This is a genomic window from Mesorhizobium sp. WSM3860 (genome assembly GCF_002294995.1).
Classification (GTDB): domain Bacteria; phylum Pseudomonadota; class Alphaproteobacteria; order Rhizobiales; family Rhizobiaceae; genus Mesorhizobium.
This window is the reverse complement of sequence record NZ_NSGF01000006.1, coordinates 203,811-221,888: the sequence shown is the minus strand read 5'-3', so window position 1 is coordinate 221,888 and position 18,078 is coordinate 203,811. Positions and strand designations below refer to the sequence as shown.

Annotated in this window: 20 protein-coding genes and 1 tRNA gene; 11 read left to right on the top strand and 10 right to left on the bottom strand. The window is 61.9% G+C overall.

Annotated features, from left to right (window positions below; translation table 11 throughout):
• Nucleotides 1–6: 6 nt before the first annotated feature.
• The 3 genes from CK220_RS12995 (at nucleotide 7) to CK220_RS12985 (ending at nucleotide 1,735) form a co-directional block, all read left to right on the top strand.
• A complete protein-coding gene (locus tag CK220_RS12995) occupies nucleotides 7–726 on the top strand; it encodes a heme-copper oxidase subunit III family protein (RefSeq protein ID WP_095811899.1) in 720 nt (239 codons plus the stop codon).
• A gap of 26 nt (nucleotides 727–752) precedes the next feature.
• Entirely contained in the window at nucleotides 753–1,145 is a 393-nt protein-coding gene (locus CK220_RS12990; protein WP_095811898.1) for a cytochrome C oxidase subunit IV family protein, read from the top strand.
• Between the two features lie 116 nt (nucleotides 1,146–1,261).
• A complete protein-coding gene (locus CK220_RS12985) occupies nucleotides 1,262–1,735 on the top strand; it encodes an aminoacyl-tRNA deacylase (RefSeq protein WP_095811897.1) in 474 nt (157 codons plus the stop codon).
• A 39-nt stretch (nucleotides 1,736–1,774) separates the two neighbouring features.
• Here CK220_RS12985 and CK220_RS12980 read toward each other — a convergent pair whose 3' ends face one another.
• The 4 genes from CK220_RS12980 to tig all read right to left on the bottom strand — a co-directional run bounded on the left by CK220_RS12980 (nucleotide 1,775) and on the right by tig (nucleotide 5,936).
• Nucleotides 1,775–2,593: a DUF2189 domain-containing protein gene (locus CK220_RS12980; protein WP_095811973.1), complete on the bottom strand. Its 819-nt coding sequence runs from the start codon at nucleotides 2,591–2,593 to the stop codon at nucleotides 1,775–1,777.
• A gap of 486 nt (nucleotides 2,594–3,079) precedes the next feature.
• Nucleotides 3,080–3,460, bottom strand: a complete 381-nt coding sequence (locus CK220_RS12975; protein ID WP_095811896.1) for a cytochrome c family protein — start codon at nucleotides 3,458–3,460, stop codon at nucleotides 3,080–3,082.
• Nucleotides 3,461–3,748: 288 nt separating this feature from the next.
• On the bottom strand, nucleotides 3,749–4,273 hold the full coding sequence (locus CK220_RS12970; protein ID WP_245429157.1) for a hypothetical protein: 525 nt from the start codon (nucleotides 4,271–4,273) through the stop codon (nucleotides 3,749–3,751).
• A 178-nt stretch (nucleotides 4,274–4,451) separates the two neighbouring features.
• A complete protein-coding gene (tig, locus tag CK220_RS12965; protein ID WP_095811895.1) occupies nucleotides 4,452–5,936 on the bottom strand; it encodes a trigger factor in 1,485 nt (494 codons plus the stop codon).
• A gap of 343 nt (nucleotides 5,937–6,279) precedes the next feature.
• On the opposite strand from tig, the gene CK220_RS12960 reads away from it, so the two are divergent.
• Both CK220_RS12960 and CK220_RS12955 read left to right on the top strand, forming a co-directional pair.
• A tRNA-Leu gene (locus CK220_RS12960) sits at nucleotides 6,280–6,364 on the top strand.
• A gap of 324 nt (nucleotides 6,365–6,688) precedes the next feature.
• Complete coding sequence (locus CK220_RS12955; RefSeq protein ID WP_095811894.1) at nucleotides 6,689–7,621, top strand: hypothetical protein; 933 nt, start codon at nucleotides 6,689–6,691, stop codon at nucleotides 7,619–7,621.
• Between the two features lie 51 nt (nucleotides 7,622–7,672).
• Here the strand turns inward: CK220_RS12955 and CK220_RS12950 are convergent, their stop codons facing one another.
• On the bottom strand, nucleotides 7,673–8,254 hold the full coding sequence (locus CK220_RS12950) for a GDYXXLXY domain-containing protein (RefSeq protein ID WP_095811893.1): 582 nt from the start codon (nucleotides 8,252–8,254) through the stop codon (nucleotides 7,673–7,675).
• A complete protein-coding gene (locus tag CK220_RS12945; RefSeq protein ID WP_095811892.1) occupies nucleotides 8,251–9,369 on the bottom strand; it encodes a DUF2157 domain-containing protein in 1,119 nt (372 codons plus the stop codon). Before CK220_RS12945 ends, CK220_RS12950 begins: the two co-directional genes overlap by 4 nt.
• A 235-nt stretch (nucleotides 9,370–9,604) precedes the next feature.
• Between CK220_RS12945 and CK220_RS12940 the strand changes: the two genes are divergently transcribed.
• The 5 genes from CK220_RS12940 to CK220_RS32450 all read left to right on the top strand — a co-directional run bounded on the left by CK220_RS12940 (nucleotide 9,605) and on the right by CK220_RS32450 (nucleotide 12,522).
• Nucleotides 9,605–9,745, top strand: a complete 141-nt coding sequence (locus CK220_RS12940; protein WP_071031999.1) for a DUF1127 domain-containing protein — start codon at nucleotides 9,605–9,607, stop codon at nucleotides 9,743–9,745.
• Between the two features lie 51 nt (nucleotides 9,746–9,796).
• Nucleotides 9,797–9,937, top strand: coding sequence for a DUF1127 domain-containing protein (locus CK220_RS12935; RefSeq protein WP_095811891.1), 141 nt, complete (start codon nucleotides 9,797–9,799; stop codon nucleotides 9,935–9,937).
• Nucleotides 9,938–10,286: 349 nt separating this feature from the next.
• Nucleotides 10,287–11,696, top strand: coding sequence for a methylenetetrahydrofolate--tRNA-(uracil(54)-C(5))-methyltransferase (FADH(2)-oxidizing) TrmFO (gene trmFO, locus CK220_RS12930; RefSeq protein WP_095811890.1), 1,410 nt, complete (start codon nucleotides 10,287–10,289; stop codon nucleotides 11,694–11,696).
• A 66-nt stretch (nucleotides 11,697–11,762) separates the two neighbouring features.
• Complete coding sequence (locus CK220_RS12925; RefSeq protein ID WP_176479073.1) at nucleotides 11,763–12,215, top strand: hypothetical protein; 453 nt, start codon at nucleotides 11,763–11,765, stop codon at nucleotides 12,213–12,215.
• Between the two features lie 151 nt (nucleotides 12,216–12,366).
• Complete coding sequence (locus tag CK220_RS32450) at nucleotides 12,367–12,522, top strand: hypothetical protein (protein ID WP_245429155.1); 156 nt, start codon at nucleotides 12,367–12,369, stop codon at nucleotides 12,520–12,522.
• A gap of 38 nt (nucleotides 12,523–12,560) precedes the next feature.
• Here CK220_RS32450 and CK220_RS12915 read toward each other — a convergent pair whose 3' ends face one another.
• The 4 genes from CK220_RS12915 to yajC all read right to left on the bottom strand — a co-directional run bounded on the left by CK220_RS12915 (nucleotide 12,561) and on the right by yajC (nucleotide 16,902).
• Nucleotides 12,561–13,436, bottom strand: coding sequence for a phytoene/squalene synthase family protein (locus CK220_RS12915; protein WP_176479072.1), 876 nt, complete (start codon nucleotides 13,434–13,436; stop codon nucleotides 12,561–12,563).
• The gene (locus tag CK220_RS12910) at nucleotides 13,437–13,826 is read right to left on the bottom strand and encodes an Mth938-like domain-containing protein (RefSeq protein ID WP_095811888.1); all 390 of its coding nucleotides are present in this window, start codon (nucleotides 13,824–13,826) and stop codon (nucleotides 13,437–13,439) included.
• Nucleotides 13,827–13,953: 127 nt separating this feature from the next.
• Complete coding sequence (gene secDF, locus CK220_RS12905; protein WP_095811887.1) at nucleotides 13,954–16,509, bottom strand: protein translocase subunit SecDF; 2,556 nt, start codon at nucleotides 16,507–16,509, stop codon at nucleotides 13,954–13,956.
• A 54-nt stretch (nucleotides 16,510–16,563) separates the two neighbouring features.
• Nucleotides 16,564–16,902, bottom strand: a complete 339-nt coding sequence (gene yajC, locus CK220_RS12900) for a preprotein translocase subunit YajC (RefSeq protein WP_067000009.1) — start codon at nucleotides 16,900–16,902, stop codon at nucleotides 16,564–16,566.
• Between the two features lie 267 nt (nucleotides 16,903–17,169).
• Between yajC and CK220_RS12895 the strand changes: the two genes are divergently transcribed.
• The gene (locus CK220_RS12895) at nucleotides 17,170–18,042 is read left to right on the top strand and encodes an ATP-binding protein (protein ID WP_095811886.1); all 873 of its coding nucleotides are present in this window, start codon (nucleotides 17,170–17,172) and stop codon (nucleotides 18,040–18,042) included.
• Nucleotides 18,043–18,078: the final 36 nt, after the last annotated feature.

Genomic DNA, 18,078 nt, shown 5'->3' with positions numbered 1-18,078 from the left:
CTGGCGATGGCCGAGACGACACTGACACATACCAGCCAGTTGGATCGCCCGGAGGGCTGGCGCGGGATCGCCGCCGACTGGGCCTCGGATCAGCGCGCGTTCAAGAACGTGTCCTGGGGCAAGGCCATGATGTGGATCTTCCTGCTCAGCGACACCTTCATCTTCGGCTGCTTCCTGCTCTCCTACATGACCGCCCGCATGTCGACACGCGTGCCGTGGCCCAACCCAAGCAAGGTTTTCGCGCTGCACATCGGCGGGTCGGAGGTCCCGCTGATCCTGATCGCCATCATGACCTTCGTGCTGATCTCGAGCAGCGGCACCATGGCCATGGCGGTCAATTTCGGCTACCGCCGCGATCGCCGCAAAACCGCGATCCTGATGCTTTTGACCGCCGCGCTGGGGGCGACCTTCGTCGGCATGCAAGCCTTCGAGTGGACCAAGCTGATCACTGAAGGAGTGCGGCCCTGGGGCAATCCCTGGGGTGCCGCGCAATTCGGCTCGTGCTTTTTCATGATCACCGGCTTCCACGGCACGCACGTCACGATCGGGGTCATCTTCCTGATCATCGTGGCGCGAAAAGTCTGGCGTGGCGATTTCGACACCGGGCGCCCAGGTTTTTTCACCAGTCGCCGAGGCCACTACGAGAATGTCGAGATCATGGGACTCTACTGGCATTTCGTCGACCTGGTCTGGGTGTTCATCTTCGCTTTCTTCTATCTTTGGTGAGAGGCAGGCTCTGTTGAGAGGACGAAATGGCTGAAGCAACCGCAAACGGTCTCGGACAACAGGCACTGCACTCCAGCCACGATGCGGCGACCGCCGCCAAGTCGGACACGCATCAGGAACACCCGATCAAACTCTATCTGGTGGTCTGGGTGTGGCTGTTCCTACTCAGCGCCTGCTCCTATTTGGTCGACTATTTCGGCCTCCACGGCTATCTCAGATGGTCGCTGATCCTGATCTTCATGATGCTCAAGGCAGGACTGATCGTGGCCGTCTTCATGCACATGGCCTGGGAGCGGTTGGCGATGATGTATGCGATCATCCTGCCGCCGATATTGGTGCTGGTCTTCGTAATGATGATGGTCTTCGAGGCCGACTATACGCTGCTGACCCGTATCGCGTTTTTCGGGCCCGGCCCCTGACGCGCGGTTCGGATCAATCCGCCGCCTGATCAGCCCGAAATGGCCGGTGCCTCGAAACAACCGGCCGGCGGCTTCGTTTTGATATGCGTCGTAAACTCAAGCAAAGGACGCGGAAAATGACGATAGCAAACAGACTGAGGAATTTCATAGACGGCAAGGGAATCCCGTACGACACCGTCGCGCATCATCGGACTGCAACCAGCAGGCAGGCCGCCATTGCCGCCCACGTGCCCGGCAGCATGATGGCCAAGTCCGTGGTTGTTCACCACGAGCTCGGCTATGCGCTGGCCGTGGTCCCAAGCACCCACAGGATCGAACTCGCCAAGCTCCAGGACGTCATGGACAAGCGCCTCGGGCTCGCTTCCGAAGACGAGGTGGTATCGCTCTTCGATGATTGCGATATCGGCGCCGTACCGCCGATCGGCGCGGCCTATGACGTGCCGGTCATTTTGGACGAAAGCCTCGGCGATGCCGCCGAAATCTATTTCGAGGGCGGCGACCACAAGACCCTTGTGCATGTCAGCGGCAAGGATTTCCGCGACCTGACCACAGGCGCGCGACGGGCACGCTTCAGCCACCCGGCCCTGTGAGAGCACCGGCACTCCCGCCCGTGCTCCTGACAGGGTTTGCTAGTTCGCCGGTCTTGGGGCGGCCGGCGCCTCTACGACCTTGCGATACACGTGCCAGGTGGCATGGCCGAGGATTGGCAGCACAACCGCCAGCCCCGCGAACACCGGCAGCGAACCGACGATCAGCCCAACGGCGACGATAAGTCCCCAGACGGCCATTACGATGGGGTTCGCCAGCACTACGCGTACGGAAGTGTGAATGGCTTCGTAGGCGCCGACATCGCGATCAAGCAGCAGCGGGAAAGCCACCACGGTGGTGCACAACACGACCACGGCGAATACGAATCCGATGGCGTGACCCAGCACGATCAGGGTCCAACCGCGGCCGGTGGCGAATATCTCAGCGATGAAGCTGGACAGCGATGCCGGGGGCGCGGGACCGAACAGTTGCTCGTAGAAGAGTTTGGCGGTCAAAAGCCACGCGATGAAGATCGCGAACAGCATGATGCCGACCGCGGCGATGGCCGGCAGCGCCGGGGAGTTCCTGACCTCGAAGGCATGGCGCCAGGATGCATCGAGCCCGGCTTCCCGTCTGCGGCTGATCTCGTAAAGACCGATCGCCGCGAATGGGCCGATCAGCGCAAAACCGGACACCAGCGGAAAGAGCAGTGGCAGCGCGTTCGCTCCCGATGTCCAGGTAGCAAGCACCACGCCGACGAGCGGATAGATCATGCACAGAAACACGATGTGCGAGGGTTTCACCATGAAATCGTCGACACCGCGCCTGAGAGCGTCGAAAAGATCGGAAAGGCCGATCTTTCTCACTCTGGTATGCTCGAGCGTTTCGCTAGCGCCTGCAATGACGTGAAAGCTTGCCATGACCATTCCTCCAGACCAGGGTCCGGCAAGGTCGCGGATTCGCGGTGCTACGCTCTGCATGGCTGGCCACGCAAAACCGCGACCTGCACCGGCACCCAACATACTCCATTGCGCCCGATTTGTCTCTTTTCATTGGGACGAGGGTGCGGTGGCCGGCCAGAGCTGCACGCTGGTTCCAGAGGTTTTTTTGCGGTATTCTTATACAGCTACGGCGCAGCGCCCTACGGGGCGCGCAAAGAACGCTGGATCACTTTGATTGGCCCGTGATCCTTTCCCGATTTTCGGGGACATGCGCCCGATCGAAGGCGAACGTCATGGACACGCGAACGCTTCTCATACTCGGCCTTGGCATAGCCATTCTGTTGGTGCTGGGATTCTTTGCGCTGCCTGCATGACGGCGCCGGCGGCCACACTTCAGCGGCGTAATTGCCGGCCGCCTTCGGTCGAGGCGAGCCGGCGCCACCGACAGGGCCTGGAAGGGCCCGCTTACTTGGAAAACTGTTTCAGGTAAGCGATGACGTTGGCTACGTCCTGATCGTTCTTGAGGCCGGGAAACGCCATCTTCGCCCCTTTGACCATCCCCCTGGGGTCCTGAAGATACTTTGCCAGCGTGGGCTCATCCCATTTCATGCCGGATTTTCCGGCCTCGATCATGGCCGGGGAATAAGTGAAACCGGGATGCGTGCCCGCGGTGCGCCCGATGACGCCCTGCAGAGACGGGCCGACCTTGTTCTGGTCCTGGTCGGCAATGTGGCAGACCTTGCATTTGGTGAAGACCTTCTCGCCTGCGGCGGCATCCTGCGCCGGCGATGGGCTTGCAATGAAGATCGTGGCCGACGAGGCGATGAAAAGTACGATCGCGCGCATGGCATTCCTCCCTGATCGATCGTCGTTTGCGCCGGACGATCCGCACCACGCCAGCTGCGCTGGCGCGGCCTGCCCGGTAGAGCGGAATATCCGTGGTCCTTCCAGTGGAATTGCGGCATCTACATACCACGGTATCGAGCCGATGGGTAGAAACGCCGGTTTCCGCGAAGGTGCATGTAGCCCAAAGTTGCGCAGCGGTTTTGGTAGAACGACATGCATCGAAACAAGGACCTACGCGCGTCGCCTCAGTCCGTTTCACGCGACGCGCTTTAGGCCGTCTGCTGAGAGTCACGGCGGATCGGTATTGCAGCTTGCAGCCATTTGTCCGATCGCCTCGGACAGTCCGGCGAGTTCGAAATCGGCCTCGCCGCGTCCCGACAGCAGGCCGAAGCGCCATGACAGCAACAGCCGGCTCGCCGAAACCAGCCGCTTGATGCCATCGGCTCCGTCCCTGACCAGCATTTTGCCGCGTGGGCCGACAGACCAGCTTTCATCTAACTTGCCGCTGCCGTCGACCATGACCGACATGGTGATCCTGCGGCTGGCGGAGACAGAGTCGTTGAGCTCCAGCCATTCGCTCCAGCGCGGTTCGCCGTCCGGCCGGCAGGCCAGTGTCAGCACCGGACTGTAGCCCAGCGCGCCGCCGCCGGTGATCAGCTTGTTGGTGGCGTAAAGCGACGCGGTCACCTGGCCGTCGCTCCCGGCGTCGACGCGCCAGTTGCCGAGATCGGGTCCGGCCTCTGCCACACCGGCTGCGGCAAGCAAGAGCGCCGCGCTAACGACCACGCTCCTCATCTTGAATGCCACACCCACCGATGCCTCCAAACGACCCTGCGCAATGTGATACCGCGCAGATAATCATCAATGTTCGGTATCGCCAGCAGCGTGCATTCATCTGAAGCGGGTTGTGTTGCCCCACAGCAACAACAGAGAACATGAACGAAAAAGGCCGCCTCGTGGGCGGCCTTTCGAAATCAGCTGATCGCCGGTTTTACTCGGCGTCCTTGGCGGCCTTCTTCTTCGGGGCGGCCTTCTTCTTGGGCTCCTCCTCCTCACCGGCTGCTTCGCCTGCTTTGGCCTCGGCTTTCTTGGAGGAAGCCTTCTTCGCCGGCTTCGCCTTGGTGGCGGTCTCAGCCTCCTCGTCATCCGCCATCAGCTCTTCCTTGCTGACCTTCAGGTCCTCGACCGAAATCTGGCCCAGCAAATAGTCGACGACCTTTTCCTCGAACATCGGCGCGCGGAGCGAATTAATCGCCTCGGGGTTGCTGCGGTAGAACTCGAAAGCTTCCTGCTGCTGGTTGGCCGGGAAGCGGCGAACCTGCTCAAACAGGCCGCGCTGCAGTTCATCGTCCGACACGGTGACCCCGGCCTTCTCGCCGATCTCGGCAAGAACCAGGCCGAGACGCACGCGACGTTCGGCCAGGCGCATATATTCGGCGCGCGCCTCCTCTTCCGTCGTCTCCTCGTCGGCGAAGGTGCGGCCGGCGGCTTCGAGGTCGCGGTTGACCTGCGCCCAAATGTTGTTGAACTCGGCCTCGACGAGCTTCGACGGCGCCTCGAAGGAATAGGCGGCATCAAGCTGGTCGAGCAGCTGGCGCTTCACCTTCTGGCGGGTCATCGAACCGAACTGGTTCTCGATCTGGCCGCGCACGATCTCGCGCAGGCGCTCCAGCGATTCCAGGCCAAGGTTCTTGGCCGTCTCGTCATTGATATCGAGCGCGCCGGGCTTCGCCACTTCCTTGACGGTGACGTCGAAGGTGGCTTCCTTGCCGGCCAGATGCGCCGCCTGGTAGTTCTCCGGGAAGGTCACGGTGACCTGCTTCTCATCGCCCGCCTTGGTGCCGACCAGCTGGTCCTCGAAGCCCGGAATGAACTCTTTCGAGCCCAGCACCAGCGGCTGGTCGGTGCCGGCGCCGCCGGCGAAAGCCTCGCCACCGATCTTGCCGACATAATCGATGCTCACGCGATCGCCTTCGGCGGCCTTGCCCTCCTTGGGCTCGTAGCTGCGAGCCGATTCGGCGACCCGCTTCACCTGGTCGTCGACTTCCGATTCCGGCACGTCGTAAACCTGACGCGTCACCTTGATGTCGGAGAAATCCTTGACCTCGATGGCCGGGATGACCTCGTAATTGAGGCGGAACTCGAAATCGGCACCGCCGGCCAGGATCTTCTCGGCCTCCTTCTCGTCCTCGGTCATGATGACTTCAGGTTGCATGGCGGCCTTTTCGCCGCGCCCCGAGATGATCGAGCGGGTCGAGTCGTTAAGGATCTCGTTGACAACCTCGGCCATGAACGACTTGCCGTACATCTTGCGCAGGTGCTGCACCGGCACCTTGCCCGGGCGGAAACCGTTGATCCGCACCTTGCCGCGAGCGTCGTTCAGCCGCGCCATCAGCTTGGCTTCCATGTCACCGGCCGGCACGGTGATCTTGATCTCGCGCTTGAGACCGGAGTTGAGCGTTTCGGTGACCTGCATCCTAAAACCTTTGTTTTCACCAATGAGGCTGCCAAACGGTCCTTAGCCGTTCACAGCCTGCCGGTATAATCTTGCCGGAAATGGCTTTTGGTACGGAACCTGGTGATTTGACCGCCAATGCGGCTCAAACCCTCCTGAACTGCGCTTCCAAAATGTGAAGAAGTCTTTGTTTTTCCTACTTCTTCTTGCATTCGGCAGAAGCGGATAGTCGCGTCCCGTCACATTCGACACGCCTTTTGTCACAGGCTAGGCTAATTTTCAACCATCTTCGCGCTTACGAGAATGACGGCGACTTGGACCCCGACATTGACAGAATGATGGCTACATGGGATTGCCGGGGAACGCGGATGTGGCGGAATTGGTAGACGCCCTGGATTTAGGTTCCAGTGCCGAAAGGCGTGGGGGTTCGAGTCCCTTCATCCGCACCACCCTTCGCTCTGGCGAGCTTCGGGCGGCAGGCCGCCCTAAGGTCGTCAGAGCAAGGGGTGTCCTCCGAAGCCTTGGCAAGGAAGGACCGGAGCCATCAACTCCTGGCGGCGCAAGCAAGGCTCGAGGACAATCCCGCTTTTTCGCGTCCAATGCCCTTGAAATAGCCCGTCAACAGGTTCTTAGTCGCAAGAGGCAGGTTGGGGCTCTGTCAGGTTGTGCGCGTAGTTTCTCTGGTTCTGGCGGTTGGGTCGGCTGTCGCGGCAGCGACATGTCACGTTGAGGCCCTAGAGTACACTTCGGTTTCCTCTCCGGGCCAGCAGCCAATGCTTGTTGTATCCGGTGAATTTGGCGCCAATGAACCCCTGAACGCCTTTACCAACGCGGTTGCGAGCAGCAGGGCCAGGGTGGTCGTATTCAACTCCCCCGGCGGCAACGTCGGCAGTGCGATCCGCTTGGGGCGAATAATCCGCGCGGCAGGGTTGGATACTCTTCAGCTTCGCCAATTGCAGTGCGCTTCAGCCTGCTCACTGGCCTTCCTGGGCGGCGTCCACCGCGTTGCCGAACCAGGTTCCATCGGCGTTCATCGGCCGTCCCTCAAACCGGCTGACGGGATGTCAAATGAAGACGCGGAGGCCCGTTTCCAGTTCGGCACGGCCGCAATCATATCCTATGTGGTCGAGATGGGAGCGGATCCCAAGCTGATGGAATTGGCTTCGAGCTATGACAAGCATGACATACGGTACCTGTCGGCCAGCGAAATGGCAGAGTTGCGTGTGACCAATGCCGCAGCGAACCAGTCGCCAGCAGATGCATTGCAGGTGTCAACGACGCCAGATCCTGCGTCCGTATCCGCTCCTGCGCCCGACGCCAGGCAACAGCCGGAAAGCGTTGCGGTCGCCTTCGTCAGGGACCTCATCGAGCATCATGGCGATAACAACGATTTCGCTCTAGCTCAGGCTCAGGCGTCCTACGCTCCCATGGTGGACTATCATGGCAAGTTGACGAACCTAAGTTCGATCATGGAGGACAAGAGGAGCTATTACCAGCGATGGCCTGAACGCGGATACAACGTCCGCAATGACAGCATTGTGGTCAGCTGCGCCAACGATCGCTGCAAGGTCTCAGGCATCTTCGACTGGATTGTGCGCAGCCCCTCGACACACAAGCAGGAGAAAGGCGTAGCGGACTTCAGCTATGAGATAGCGATCGGTCCCTATCCCAAAATCATCGCCGAGAGAGGCGATGTGCGGCCATAACCAGGACCATCGTTAACGAGGACCGTCGCGCTGACGCCCAGGCTCTACACACTAATAAAGTGGCTCCTCGAACAGCGTCTTGTCGCCGTCCATCAGCGCCTTGATCTGCGCCGTGCCATTGGCCGAGAGCGCCAGCTTGATGCCGAACGGCCGCACGCCCATGTCGTTCTGGATCGCCATCCCCGTGCCCTCCGGCAGGTAGAAACGCTCGATCCCGTATTCAGGCGTGATCGTCATGTCGGGTGAGCGTAGATCCCAGCCATCCGCTACATGCCCGACAATGTCGGCCTCGTCGGAAGCGGCAGGCGCCGGCGCCTGATCGAACCATGCCGCGCTCGGCTGCCAGTAGCCGTCGACAGCCTTCTTCAACCTGACGACGAGCTCGGAGTCGTTGCTGGTGAACTTGCCTGGCGGAATGTTGGCGATAAGCTTCACCGGGATGCGCGAGATGTCATAGCCAAGCGAGATGTAATCGCCGCGCAGAAGATCGCGCGGGTCAACGGGCTCGACCTTGAGCAGGACCTCCTTGCCGTTGCGCAGGATCGCGGCGCGCCCCGCGATAATCCAGCCCAGCAAGCCGATCTGGACAAGCGCCGTCACCACCGCCGCGATGATCAGTCTTTTGCCGCTCATGCCGCTGCTCCTCCGGCGGGCGTCTTCATTCGTTTTTCAACGCGGATGATGACCAGCGCCAGTATCCCCAGCAGCACGGCCGCGGACAGGAAGAAGCCCGCCGTGTCGAGCATCGACTGCAACATCACCACATAGATAATGGCGAGCTCGAAGGCAAAGCCGGCATAGGCCACCCAGCGCAAGCCTCTGCTTTCACGGCCGCCGAGCATGGTCGCCGCGACGATGCCGGCAAGCGCGGCCGCCGAGGCAATGGCAAAGCCGCTGTTGTAGCTCGCCTCATCGGCCAGTTCGAACTGGACCATTGCGAGGCCGGCAAGAAAGCCGATGAGCGCATGCAAGGGCAGCCTGCCGCCGAGTTGCACGACGCTGTCGACGGGTTCGGCGACAAAGATCGCCGCCGCGAACAGCAGCGCCGAGACGAGCACGAGCGGAATGGCGACCTGGAGCGTGTTGTTGTGGTCGATCGCCAGCAGCAGGAGATAGAATACGATCGAAAGGATAATGACGTGCCGCGCCGCCTGGCTGCGTGTCCAGAACGAAATGGCGAACAGCACCAGCACGATAACGACGAAGAAATACGGAAACTCGGCCCGGCGGAAAAATCCTCCCCATTTCAGGAACAGCCAGGCATCGGCGATGGCGACGGAGGCGACAGTGAGCGGGTTGGAGCGCAATGCGACCGCCGCCAGCGCCGTGCCGGCGCACCATGTCAGCAATGCCGAAGCCTCGTCGCCCGATAGATGATACATCTGACCGATCAAGGCGATTGACCCGCCAAAGGCCGCGGCGGCGACGAGCCATAGCGCCTCGCCGATCGCCGTATGGTCGCGTGTCTTCAGAACGGCGCCACCGACATAACCGCCGAGGATGACGGCAAACAGCGCCGTCACGCGCGCCAGGCGCGGAATGGCTTCCCAGTTGGCGGCGACGAAGATCAGGATCGCGGCGCCGAACAACAACGCCGCCATCATCGCCAGGATCGAGCCGAAGCTCAGCGAGGTGCGATCGTTGGCGGCAATGTCGCGCGTCAAGGCGTCCGCGGTCGACGCGTCGATCAGGCCCGTTTCCCGCCAGCGGGCGATATCGGCCCTCACCTTCGTCGCATAGCCCGCCATTCCTTCCCCCCGAGCTTGGCCATTTTTTCAACCGCAGGCGCCAAATCGTTGACGCAACGGCATTTTCCGATTCGGGTCTTTCTTATGTCGCAAGCGTGAATCGCCGCTAATGTTGCATTGCACAATTTGCATTGCTGCCATGCGCCAATGGCACTTTTAAACCGATATGACCCTGCCTATTTTCCGTTCGTACGCAAACGGAATGATCCGAACCAAAGACGAAACGAGCACTACCATGAACCTGATCCGCAACTACCGCAACTGGCGCCGCTACCGGGAAACCGTTTCCGAGCTGAGCCGCCTGTCGAACCGTGAACTGACCGACCTCGGCATCAGCCGCAGCGACATCCACTACGTCGCCCGCAAGGCGGTCTAATCCGCTTCGGACCCCGAATGGTCCGAACCAGTTTTTGAGAAGAGCAAGACAATGAACCTGATCCGCAGCTACCGTAACTGGCGCGTTTATCGCGAGACGGTTTCTGAGCTGGGTCGGCTTTCGAACCGCCAGCTCCATGATCTCGGCATCGTTCGCAACGAGATCAAAATGATCGCCCGCAAGGCGGTTTGATAAGGAATCTCGCCAGGGTCGACCTCCTCCCCGACCCTGACGGATACGGTCAGCCTTTACCTCCTCCCAAAGGTTGACCACCGAAACGGCGCCCGCCGGACCTCCTCCCCCGGCGGGCGTTGTTCTCCAGAAAGGATCCGCCCCTTCATTTGGCGGAAGGAATTTCGTCAAAGCCGACCTCCTCCCCGGCAATGACGAATATGGTCGATCTTCACCTCCTCCCGAGGATCGACCCCCAAAACGACACCCGCCGGACCTCCTCCCCCGGCGGGTGTTGTTGTTTTGGAGGTAGTCGGCCCGTCGAAGCCGGCAATTGCATTCGCCGCGCCAAGCGACTATCTCGGCGCTCATGAGCAAAGATCCCGTTCACGTCATCGGCGGCGGCCTCGCCGGCTCCGAAGCCGCATGGCAGATCGCAGAAGCCGGCGTGCCGGTCGTGCTGCACGAGATGCGCCCGGTGCGCGGCACCGACGCGCACAAGACCGACGGGCTCGCCGAGCTCGTCTGCTCCAACTCGTTTCGCTCGGACGACGCCGAGACCAATGCGGTTGGCTTGCTGCATGCCGAGATGCGGCTCGCCGGCTCGCTGATTATGAGCGCCGGCGACGCGCACCAGGTCCCGGCCGGCGGCGCTTTAGCCGTCGACCGCGACGGTTTTTCCGATGCAGTAACCGCAAAAATCAAAGCGCATCCGCTGATCACCATCCAGCGCGAGGAAGTGCCTGGACTGCCGCCGGCGGATTGGGACCAGGCGATCATCGCCACCGGTCCGCTGACCGCGCCCTCACTTGCGCAGTCGATTGCCGAAGCAACCGGCGCCGATGCGCTGGCCTTCTTCGACGCCATCGCGCCGATCGTGCATTTCGACACCATCGATATGAACACCTGCTGGTTCCAGTCGCGCTATGACAAAGTTGGCCCCGGCGGCACCGGCAAGGACTACATCAACTGCCCGATGGACAAGGAGCAATATCTCGCCTTCGTGGCGGCGTTGCTGGAGGGCCAAAAGACCGAGTTCAAGCAGTGGGAAGGCACGCCCTATTTCGACGGCTGCCTGCCGATCGAGGTGATGGCCGAGCGCGGCGTCGAGACGCTGCGCTATGGGCCGATGAAGCCGATGGGGCTGACCAACGTCCACAATCCGTCGGTCAAGGCCTATGCGGTCGTGCAGCTTCGCCAGGACAATGCGCTGGGCACGCTCTACAACATGGTCGGTTTCCAGACCAAGCTGAAGCATGCCGAGCAGGTGTGCATCTTCCGCACCATTCCCGGACTGGAGAATGCCGAATTCGCCCGCCTCGGCGGCCTGCACCGCAACACTTACATCAACTCGCCGACGCTGCTCGATCCCTCGCTGCAGCTGAAGTCGCGCCCTGGCCTGCGTTTTGCCGGCCAGATCACCGGTTGCGAAGGCTATGTCGAAAGCGCCGCGATTGGCCTGCTCGCCGGCCGCTTCGCCGCGGCCGAACGGCTCGGCCGGGCGGCCTCGCTGCCGCCGTCGACCACGGCCTTCGGAGCGCTGCTCAACCACATTACCGGCGGCCACATCGTCTCCGACGACGAGCCGGGCAAACGCTCGTTCCAGCCGATGAACGTCAATTTCGGCCTGTTCCCGCCGGTCGAGGCTCCAAAGTCCGAAGGCAAGCGCCTGCGCGGCAAGGACAAGACCGTCGCCAAGCGCCGCGCGATCACGGCGCGCGCATTGGCCGATTGCCGCGAATGGCTGGGGCTGGCTTCCGAGACGGATGCGGCAGCGTAGCCTATGCCGGCGCGCTCCCTGCCTCAGCTCCTTCCGCCTGGCTTGCCAGTAAGCGAAGAGCCTTATGTGGGTGGCTACGACAGTGTCTGGAGCATCTATCTTCGCTGCAAGAGCCTGCAGAAACTGCGCGAGGTTCATATACCGGCGCTGGAGGCACTGATTGGCCAGCCACATGGCGGCAAAGGTTGGCTATACGACAATGAACGTTACATCGAGAATCGGGACCGAAGCCTGAAGAGGATTATTGCTGTAAGGCGCCTTCCCGGCCCTTACACCGAGCAAATCCTGATCGATTTCATGAAGACGCTATATTCGCTCTCTGCGTATTGGACCATTCAAGCCCGGCTGGACCCGTCGCACCCCCGCGGTGTCTACGTGTGCGCCAGCTTCAAATCCGTAACTCCGCCCTCGGAGGCACCAGCAGTCGTCGACGCGCTGGTCGAGCTGGAGGCCAATTTCACTGATGCGATGGGTGGCGAATCCGGACGCTATCTCGGCTCTGGCCAGCGTATCAGCTAAGAGCGCACTTGGGCATTGATCCTCGGGCGGAGCAAGATACCATCCTACTTCATGCATGGAGCAAGTGCGATGGAATCCGCCGAGAAATTGTCCGTCGCCGTCACGCCGGCTATGGCGCGCACGATCCGCGAGAAAGACGAGGACGGCTCGTTTGGATCTGCGCGAAGTCATTCGCGCAGCGCTGCGCGCCTTCCAGCGCGAGGAGGAAGAAATGCCGAGCGCGCATGGCTTTAATTCGGGCGCGCGTGAAGGCTTCGATCGAGGACAAGAGGCCCGCTGTGCCACTCGACGAGGCGATACAGAATGAAGAACCGGATTTCGTAGCTGGCACGAGATGCTGATGATTCAGCGCCTCGCCGTCGTTCTTAGCGAAGCCGCCATTGCCCAGCCTCGCATCGCATGACGCAAGAGCCGCCAGTGCCGGCCCAAGGTTGAAAGCGTCGCAGTGTTGCCGAGGGGCGATCGACCCGCCTTCTCCATCTTGTCGAGATAAGCACGGGTCAGCGCCAGCGGCAGGAAGGCGGGGCGCAACGACGCGGGGAGAGCCGACGCGCCCTTCTCGAAAGCGCCGAGATGCTCTCGCGCCAGCGCGATCATCGCCGCAACCGCGCGCTCCGCGGCGGCATCGCCGTCGCCCTTGACGAACTCTTCCGGCGACGAGCCCGCGGCTGCCAGGATATCGGAGGGGATGAAGCACTGTCCACGCCGACGGTGCAGCGGCAACAAAAGCAGCAAGCCGGTGATGGCCTGCGCGCAGCCCGCCCTGCCCGCCAGTTCGGCAAAGCGTTGCGCGGCATTCGGATCGAGCACCATCGCCGCAAGCTGGATGAGCGCCGCGGCCGTCTCGCCGCAATATCCCTCCAGGTCGGTCCGCGACGGCATCGGATCGTCGTAGAGATCGAAGATACGCGCTTCGAGCATGTTCTCGAAAGCGGCCTTCGGCAGATGGTTGGCGGCGATCGCCGCCCTCAGCGCGTCGGCGGTGGGATGACCTGTCTCCGCCTCGCCCTCGGCCATAATGACATCGCGCCACCATTGCAGCCGAACCTCGCCCGGCAGCGGCTCGTGGATGCGGTCGCGAACGCTGGCGACCTCGGCATTGAAGGCATAGAGCGCAAGCAACGCGTCGCGCTTGTCGGCCGGGGCGTAGAGTGCCGAGAGATAGCGGTCAGGATCGGCGGCGCGCACCGCCTCCATGACAATGGTCGATCCGCCGGCCATTCAATCGACGGCAATGAGCGCTGCGGCCACAGCACGGTCTTCGGCCAGCAGCACGTTGTAGGTCCGCACGGCCGCACCCGTCGACATCGGGTCGGCCGAGATGCCAGCCTCTTTCAGCGTGGAGCGCAGCGCCGCCGGCAGCGGCCGCAGATCCTTGCCCGTGCCGACCAGCAGGATTTCGACCTTGTCGCCCTGAGCGAACAGCTTGTCGAAGTCCGAAGCTTTCAGTGCCAGCGGATCGGCCGGCTCCCAGCCATGGATGCCTGACGGCAGGCAGAGCAGCGAGCCCCGATGCGACATGTCGGCAAAGCGGAACCCGCCATTGCCATAGGCCTCGATCGGCGCCCTGCCCGGGAAATGCGCCTCGCGGATGATGATGCCTTTGGCCATGGGTCTAGAGCATGATGCCGAAAAGTGTGGAGCGGTTTTCGGACGACATCATGCTCTATCTCTTTGACTTAGAGCCGGATTCAGATTTCAGGTCGACTCGACCTGAAATCATCCGGCTCTGGCGGCATCAGGTCGCCACGGCCTTGCCGTTCACCTGCTTGTCCTCTTCGGCTGTCGCGGCCTGCGGCCGCAACTTGAACAGGATCAGCAGCGGCGCGGCGATGAAGATCGACGAATAGGTGCCGAACACCACGCCGAACAGCATTGCCAGCGTGAAGGAGCGGATCACCTCGCCGCCGAACAGCACCAGTGCCAACAGCGCCAGGATGGTGGTCACCGAGGTCAGCGTGGTTCTGGACAGCGTCTCGTTAATGGCGTTGTTCAACAGCTGGGGCAACGGCATCTTCTTGTATTTTCGCAGATCCTCGCGGACGCGGTCATAGACGACGATGGTGTCGTTCAGTGAGTAGCCGATGATGGTCAGGATCGCCGCCAGGGACGATTGATTGAACTCCAGCCCAGTGATGACGAAGAAGCCAATGGTCATCACCACATCGTGCACCGTGGCGACGATGGCGCCGACGGCGAACTGCCATTCGAAGCGGAACCAGACATAGAGCAGGATACCGAACAGCGCGATGAGCATGGCGATCGTGCCTTGCTTGGCGAGCTCGCCGGAGACCGTAGGTCCCACCACCTCGACGCGGCGGAAATCATAGTGATCCTGCAGTTCGCCGCGCACCTTGTCGATGACGGTCTGCTCGGCATTCTCGCCGGCGTCCTGCGTGCCGACGCGGATCAGCACGTCGTTCGGCGCGCCGAACTGCTGCACCTGGATCTCGCCTATGTTGAGCTCGGAGAGCCTGTTGCGGATGTCACCGAGATCGGCGTCGCCCTGCTTGGACTGCACCTCGATCATCGAGCCGCCCTTGAAGTCGATGCCGTAGTTGATGTCGATGGTCAGGAATCCGACGACCGACAGGATCGACAACAGGCTGGACAAAGCGAACGTCCAGCGGCGGATGCCCATGAACGGGATCCTGGTGCCGGGCGGAATGAAGGTGACCGGCGCCCGCGGCAATTCCTTCGGACGGGCGCGGCGCAGCCAGATCGACACCAGCATGCGGGTGAAGGTGAAGGCGGTGAAGACCGTGGTCAGAATGCCGATCGCGTAGGTGATCGCGAAGCCCTTGACCGGACCGGTGCCCAGCCAGAACAGCACCACGGTGGCAATCAGCGAGGTGACGTTGGAGTCGACGATCGTCGCCAGCGCCTTGGCGAAGCCGGTGTCGATCGACTGGATCACCGAGCGGCCAAGTCGGCGCTCCTCGCGGATGCGTTCATAGATCAGAACGTTGGAGTCCACCGCCATGCCGATGGTGAGCACGATACCGGCGATGCCGGGCAAAGTAAGCGTGGCGCCCAGCAGCGACAGCAGCGCAACGATCATCGCCACGTGAACGGCCAGCGCGATATTGGCAAGAAAGCCGAGGAAGCCGTAGGCGACGAACATGAAGGCGACGACGAGGATCGAGCCGATCACGCCGGCGACCTTGCCGGCATGGATGGAATCCTGGCCGAGGCCTGGACCCACGGTGCGCTCTTCGATGACCGTCAACGTTGCCGGCAGCGCGCCGGCGCGCAGCAGCACGGCAAGGTCATTGGCGCTCTGCGGGGTGAAATTGCCGGAAATCTGGCCGGTACCGCCCAGGATCGGCTCACGGATTTGCGGCGCCGAAATCACCTGGTTGTCGAGGATGATGGCGAACAGCTTGCCTACATTCTGCGCCGTCGCTTGGCCGAACCGTGTCGCGCCCTTGGAATCGAAACGGAACGAAACCACCGGCTCGTTGGTCTGCGAATTGTAGGTCGCCTGCGCGTCGACCAGATTCTCGCCGGAAACGATGACGCGGTTTTCGATGAGATAGGGGACCGGCGGATCGTCTTGCGAGTAGAGGACGGAAGAACCCGCGGGCGGACGGCCCTTCAGCGCATCCTGCACAGGCATCGACTGGTCGACCATCTGGAAGGTCAGCTTGGCGGTCTGTCCGAGGATCTCCTTCAGTCGCTGCGGATCCTGCAGGCCCGGCACCTGGACAAGAATGCGGTCGTCGCCCTGCCGCTGCACGATCGGCTCGGTCGTGCCGAGCTCGTTGACGCGCCGCTCGACCACTTCGATCGACTGCGACAGAGCCGTGGAGGTGCGGTATTTCAGGCCGGCGTCGGTGACGGTGAATTTGAGCAGGCCGGGCTCGGAGTCATCCAGCGACATTTCCTGGATGGAGCCGCCGCTGAACAGTCCCGCCGCCACCGGATCGGTCAGCGGCTTCAGGACTTTCTTGGCCTGGTCGAGTTGAGCCTGGTCCGTGATGCGGACCTGCACGGTGCGGCCGGAACCGGAAAGGCCGGTGTAGTTGATCCTGGGATTGGCGTCGCGCAGCAGCGTCCTGATCTCGTCGCGCGTCGTCTCCATCCTATCCTTGATCAGATCGTTCTGATTCATCTCAAGCAGGATGTGCGAGCCGCCCTGAAGGTCGAGGCCGAGCGTCATCTGCCGCTTCGGCACCCAGCTCGGCAGTTGCGCCAGCATGCTTGCAGGGAACAGGTTGGGCGCGGCGAGGACCACTGTGACGGCCACGGCCAGCCAGATCAGGATCATCTTCAGGCGCGAGAAATAAAGCATTCGTTCTTATCCGTTCAGGCGTACAAGCGGCAGCGTTCCGCCATGAGGTGGTGACTACTTCTTGGCGTTCTGGTTCGCCACCGGCTCGCCCTTGACCCGCACGTCGGAGATGGTCGAGCGCAGCGCCGTCACCTTGGTCCCGCCGCCAAGGTCGATCTCCAGCTCATTGTCGTCGATCACCTTGGTCACCTTGCCGACGAAGCCGCCGCCGGTCACCACCGTATCGCCGCGGCGCACTGCGGCCAGCATTTCCTGGCGCTTCTTCAACTGCGTGCGCTGCGGCCTGATGATCAGAAAATACATGATCACGAAAATCAGGACAAACGGCAAAATGCTGATGAACATATCGGGCGAGGTGCCGACGCCTTGGGCGTATGCCGGTGTGACGAACATCAAGAAACTCCTGGATGATTGAATACCGCCGGGACGGCCCCGCGAAATTTGGCCGGAATATAGTCGGTAAAGTTGCCAATGCAACTGCGCGACCCGCCGAATCCGTTGCTTTTCCAGCCGTTTGGCGCGTGCTAGAGCGTCGCAGCCGGAAGCCGGTTAGAGCTGGCCGAAAAGATCGTGCTACAACAGAAGCTTGCAGTTGGTTCTTGGTGCGCAGCCCCGGATCCGTTTCACGTTCCGTGACTGCCAAAGCGAAAAAGACCGGAAATGACCGATAGCCTGGATGCCCTGAACAAAAAGCTCGACCGCCTGATCGACGCGGTCTCCCGCCTCGCGCTGCCACCGGTTCCCGAGACCGACCTCGGCGCGGCCGATTGCTTCGTCTGGCAGGCCGATCCCGGCTATCTGGAGCCGGTGCGCAAGGTCAACCGCGTCGACATCGGCCTGATCCGCGGCGTCGACCGGGTCCGCGACATCCTGCTCGACAATACCGAGCGCTTCGCGTCCGGCTTCGCCGCCAACAATGTGCTGCTCTGGGGCGCGCGCGGCATGGGCAAGTCGTCGCTGGTCAAGGCCGTGCACGCCAAGGTCAATGCCTCGGACAAGCTCGACCGGCCGCTGAAGCTGATCGAGATCCATCGCGAGGACATCGACACGCTGCCCAAGCTGATGGGCCTTTTGAAGGCGGCGCCCTACCGCTTCATCCTGTTTTGCGACGACCTTTCCTTCGACCATGACGACACTTCCTACAAGTCGCTCAAGGCAGCGCTCGAAGGCGGCGTCGAGGGCCGGCCGGCCAATGTCATCTTCTACGCCACGTCGAACCGGCGACACCTGTTGCCGCGCGATATGATCGACAATGAGCGCTCGACCGCCATCAACCCGTCGGAAGCGGTGGAGGAAAAAGTCTCGCTCTCCGACCGGTTCGGCCTGTGGCTCGGCTTCCACAAATGCTCGCAGGACGAATATCTCGACATGATCGACGGCTATGTCCGTTACCACGGCCTCGCGATCGATCCCGAGACGTTGCGCGCGGAAGCCTTGGAATGGGCAACGACGCGCGGCAGCCGCTCCGGCCGCGTCGCCTGGCAGTTCACTCAGGACCTGGCAGGCAGGCTTGGGAAGCCGTTGAAGGACTGACGGTCCGCCTTCGGCTGCAACTGAAAAAGCCCGCTC

What these genes read in the sequence shown, in the direction of transcription:
- CK220_RS12995 (WP_095811899.1), top strand. Translation starts at nt 7, where the DNA reads ATGGCCGAGACGACACTGACACATACCAGCCAGTTGGATCGCCCGGAG.
- CK220_RS12990 (WP_095811898.1), top strand. Translation starts at nt 753, where the DNA reads ATGGCTGAAGCAACCGCAAACGGTCTCGGACAACAGGCACTGCACTCC.
- CK220_RS12985 (WP_095811897.1), top strand. Translation starts at nt 1,262, where the DNA reads ATGACGATAGCAAACAGACTGAGGAATTTCATAGACGGCAAGGGAATC.
- CK220_RS12980 (WP_095811973.1), bottom strand. Translation starts at nt 2,593, where the DNA reads ATGGCAAGCTTTCACGTCATTGCAGGCGCTAGCGAAACGCTCGAGCAT.
- CK220_RS12975 (WP_095811896.1), bottom strand. Translation starts at nt 3,460, where the DNA reads ATGCGCGCGATCGTACTTTTCATCGCCTCGTCGGCCACGATCTTCATT.
- tig (WP_095811895.1), bottom strand. Translation starts at nt 5,936, where the DNA reads ATGCAGGTCACCGAAACGCTCAACTCCGGTCTCAAGCGCGAGATCAAG.
- CK220_RS12955 (WP_095811894.1), top strand. Translation starts at nt 6,689, where the DNA reads ATGCTTGTTGTATCCGGTGAATTTGGCGCCAATGAACCCCTGAACGCC.
- CK220_RS12950 (WP_095811893.1), bottom strand. Translation starts at nt 8,254, where the DNA reads ATGAGCGGCAAAAGACTGATCATCGCGGCGGTGGTGACGGCGCTTGTC.
- CK220_RS12945 (WP_095811892.1), bottom strand. Translation starts at nt 9,369, where the DNA reads ATGGCGGGCTATGCGACGAAGGTGAGGGCCGATATCGCCCGCTGGCGG.
- CK220_RS12940 (WP_071031999.1), top strand. Translation starts at nt 9,605, where the DNA reads ATGAACCTGATCCGCAACTACCGCAACTGGCGCCGCTACCGGGAAACC.
- CK220_RS12935 (WP_095811891.1), top strand. Translation starts at nt 9,797, where the DNA reads ATGAACCTGATCCGCAGCTACCGTAACTGGCGCGTTTATCGCGAGACG.
- trmFO (WP_095811890.1), top strand. Translation starts at nt 10,287, where the DNA reads ATGAGCAAAGATCCCGTTCACGTCATCGGCGGCGGCCTCGCCGGCTCC.
- CK220_RS12915 (WP_176479072.1), bottom strand. Translation starts at nt 13,436, where the DNA reads ATGGCCGGCGGATCGACCATTGTCATGGAGGCGGTGCGCGCCGCCGAT.
- CK220_RS12910 (WP_095811888.1), bottom strand. Translation starts at nt 13,826, where the DNA reads ATGGCCAAAGGCATCATCATCCGCGAGGCGCATTTCCCGGGCAGGGCG.
- secDF (WP_095811887.1), bottom strand. Translation starts at nt 16,509, where the DNA reads ATGCTTTATTTCTCGCGCCTGAAGATGATCCTGATCTGGCTGGCCGTG.
- yajC (WP_067000009.1), bottom strand. Translation starts at nt 16,902, where the DNA reads ATGTTCGTCACACCGGCATACGCCCAAGGCGTCGGCACCTCGCCCGAT.
- CK220_RS12895 (WP_095811886.1), top strand. Translation starts at nt 17,170, where the DNA reads ATGACCGATAGCCTGGATGCCCTGAACAAAAAGCTCGACCGCCTGATC.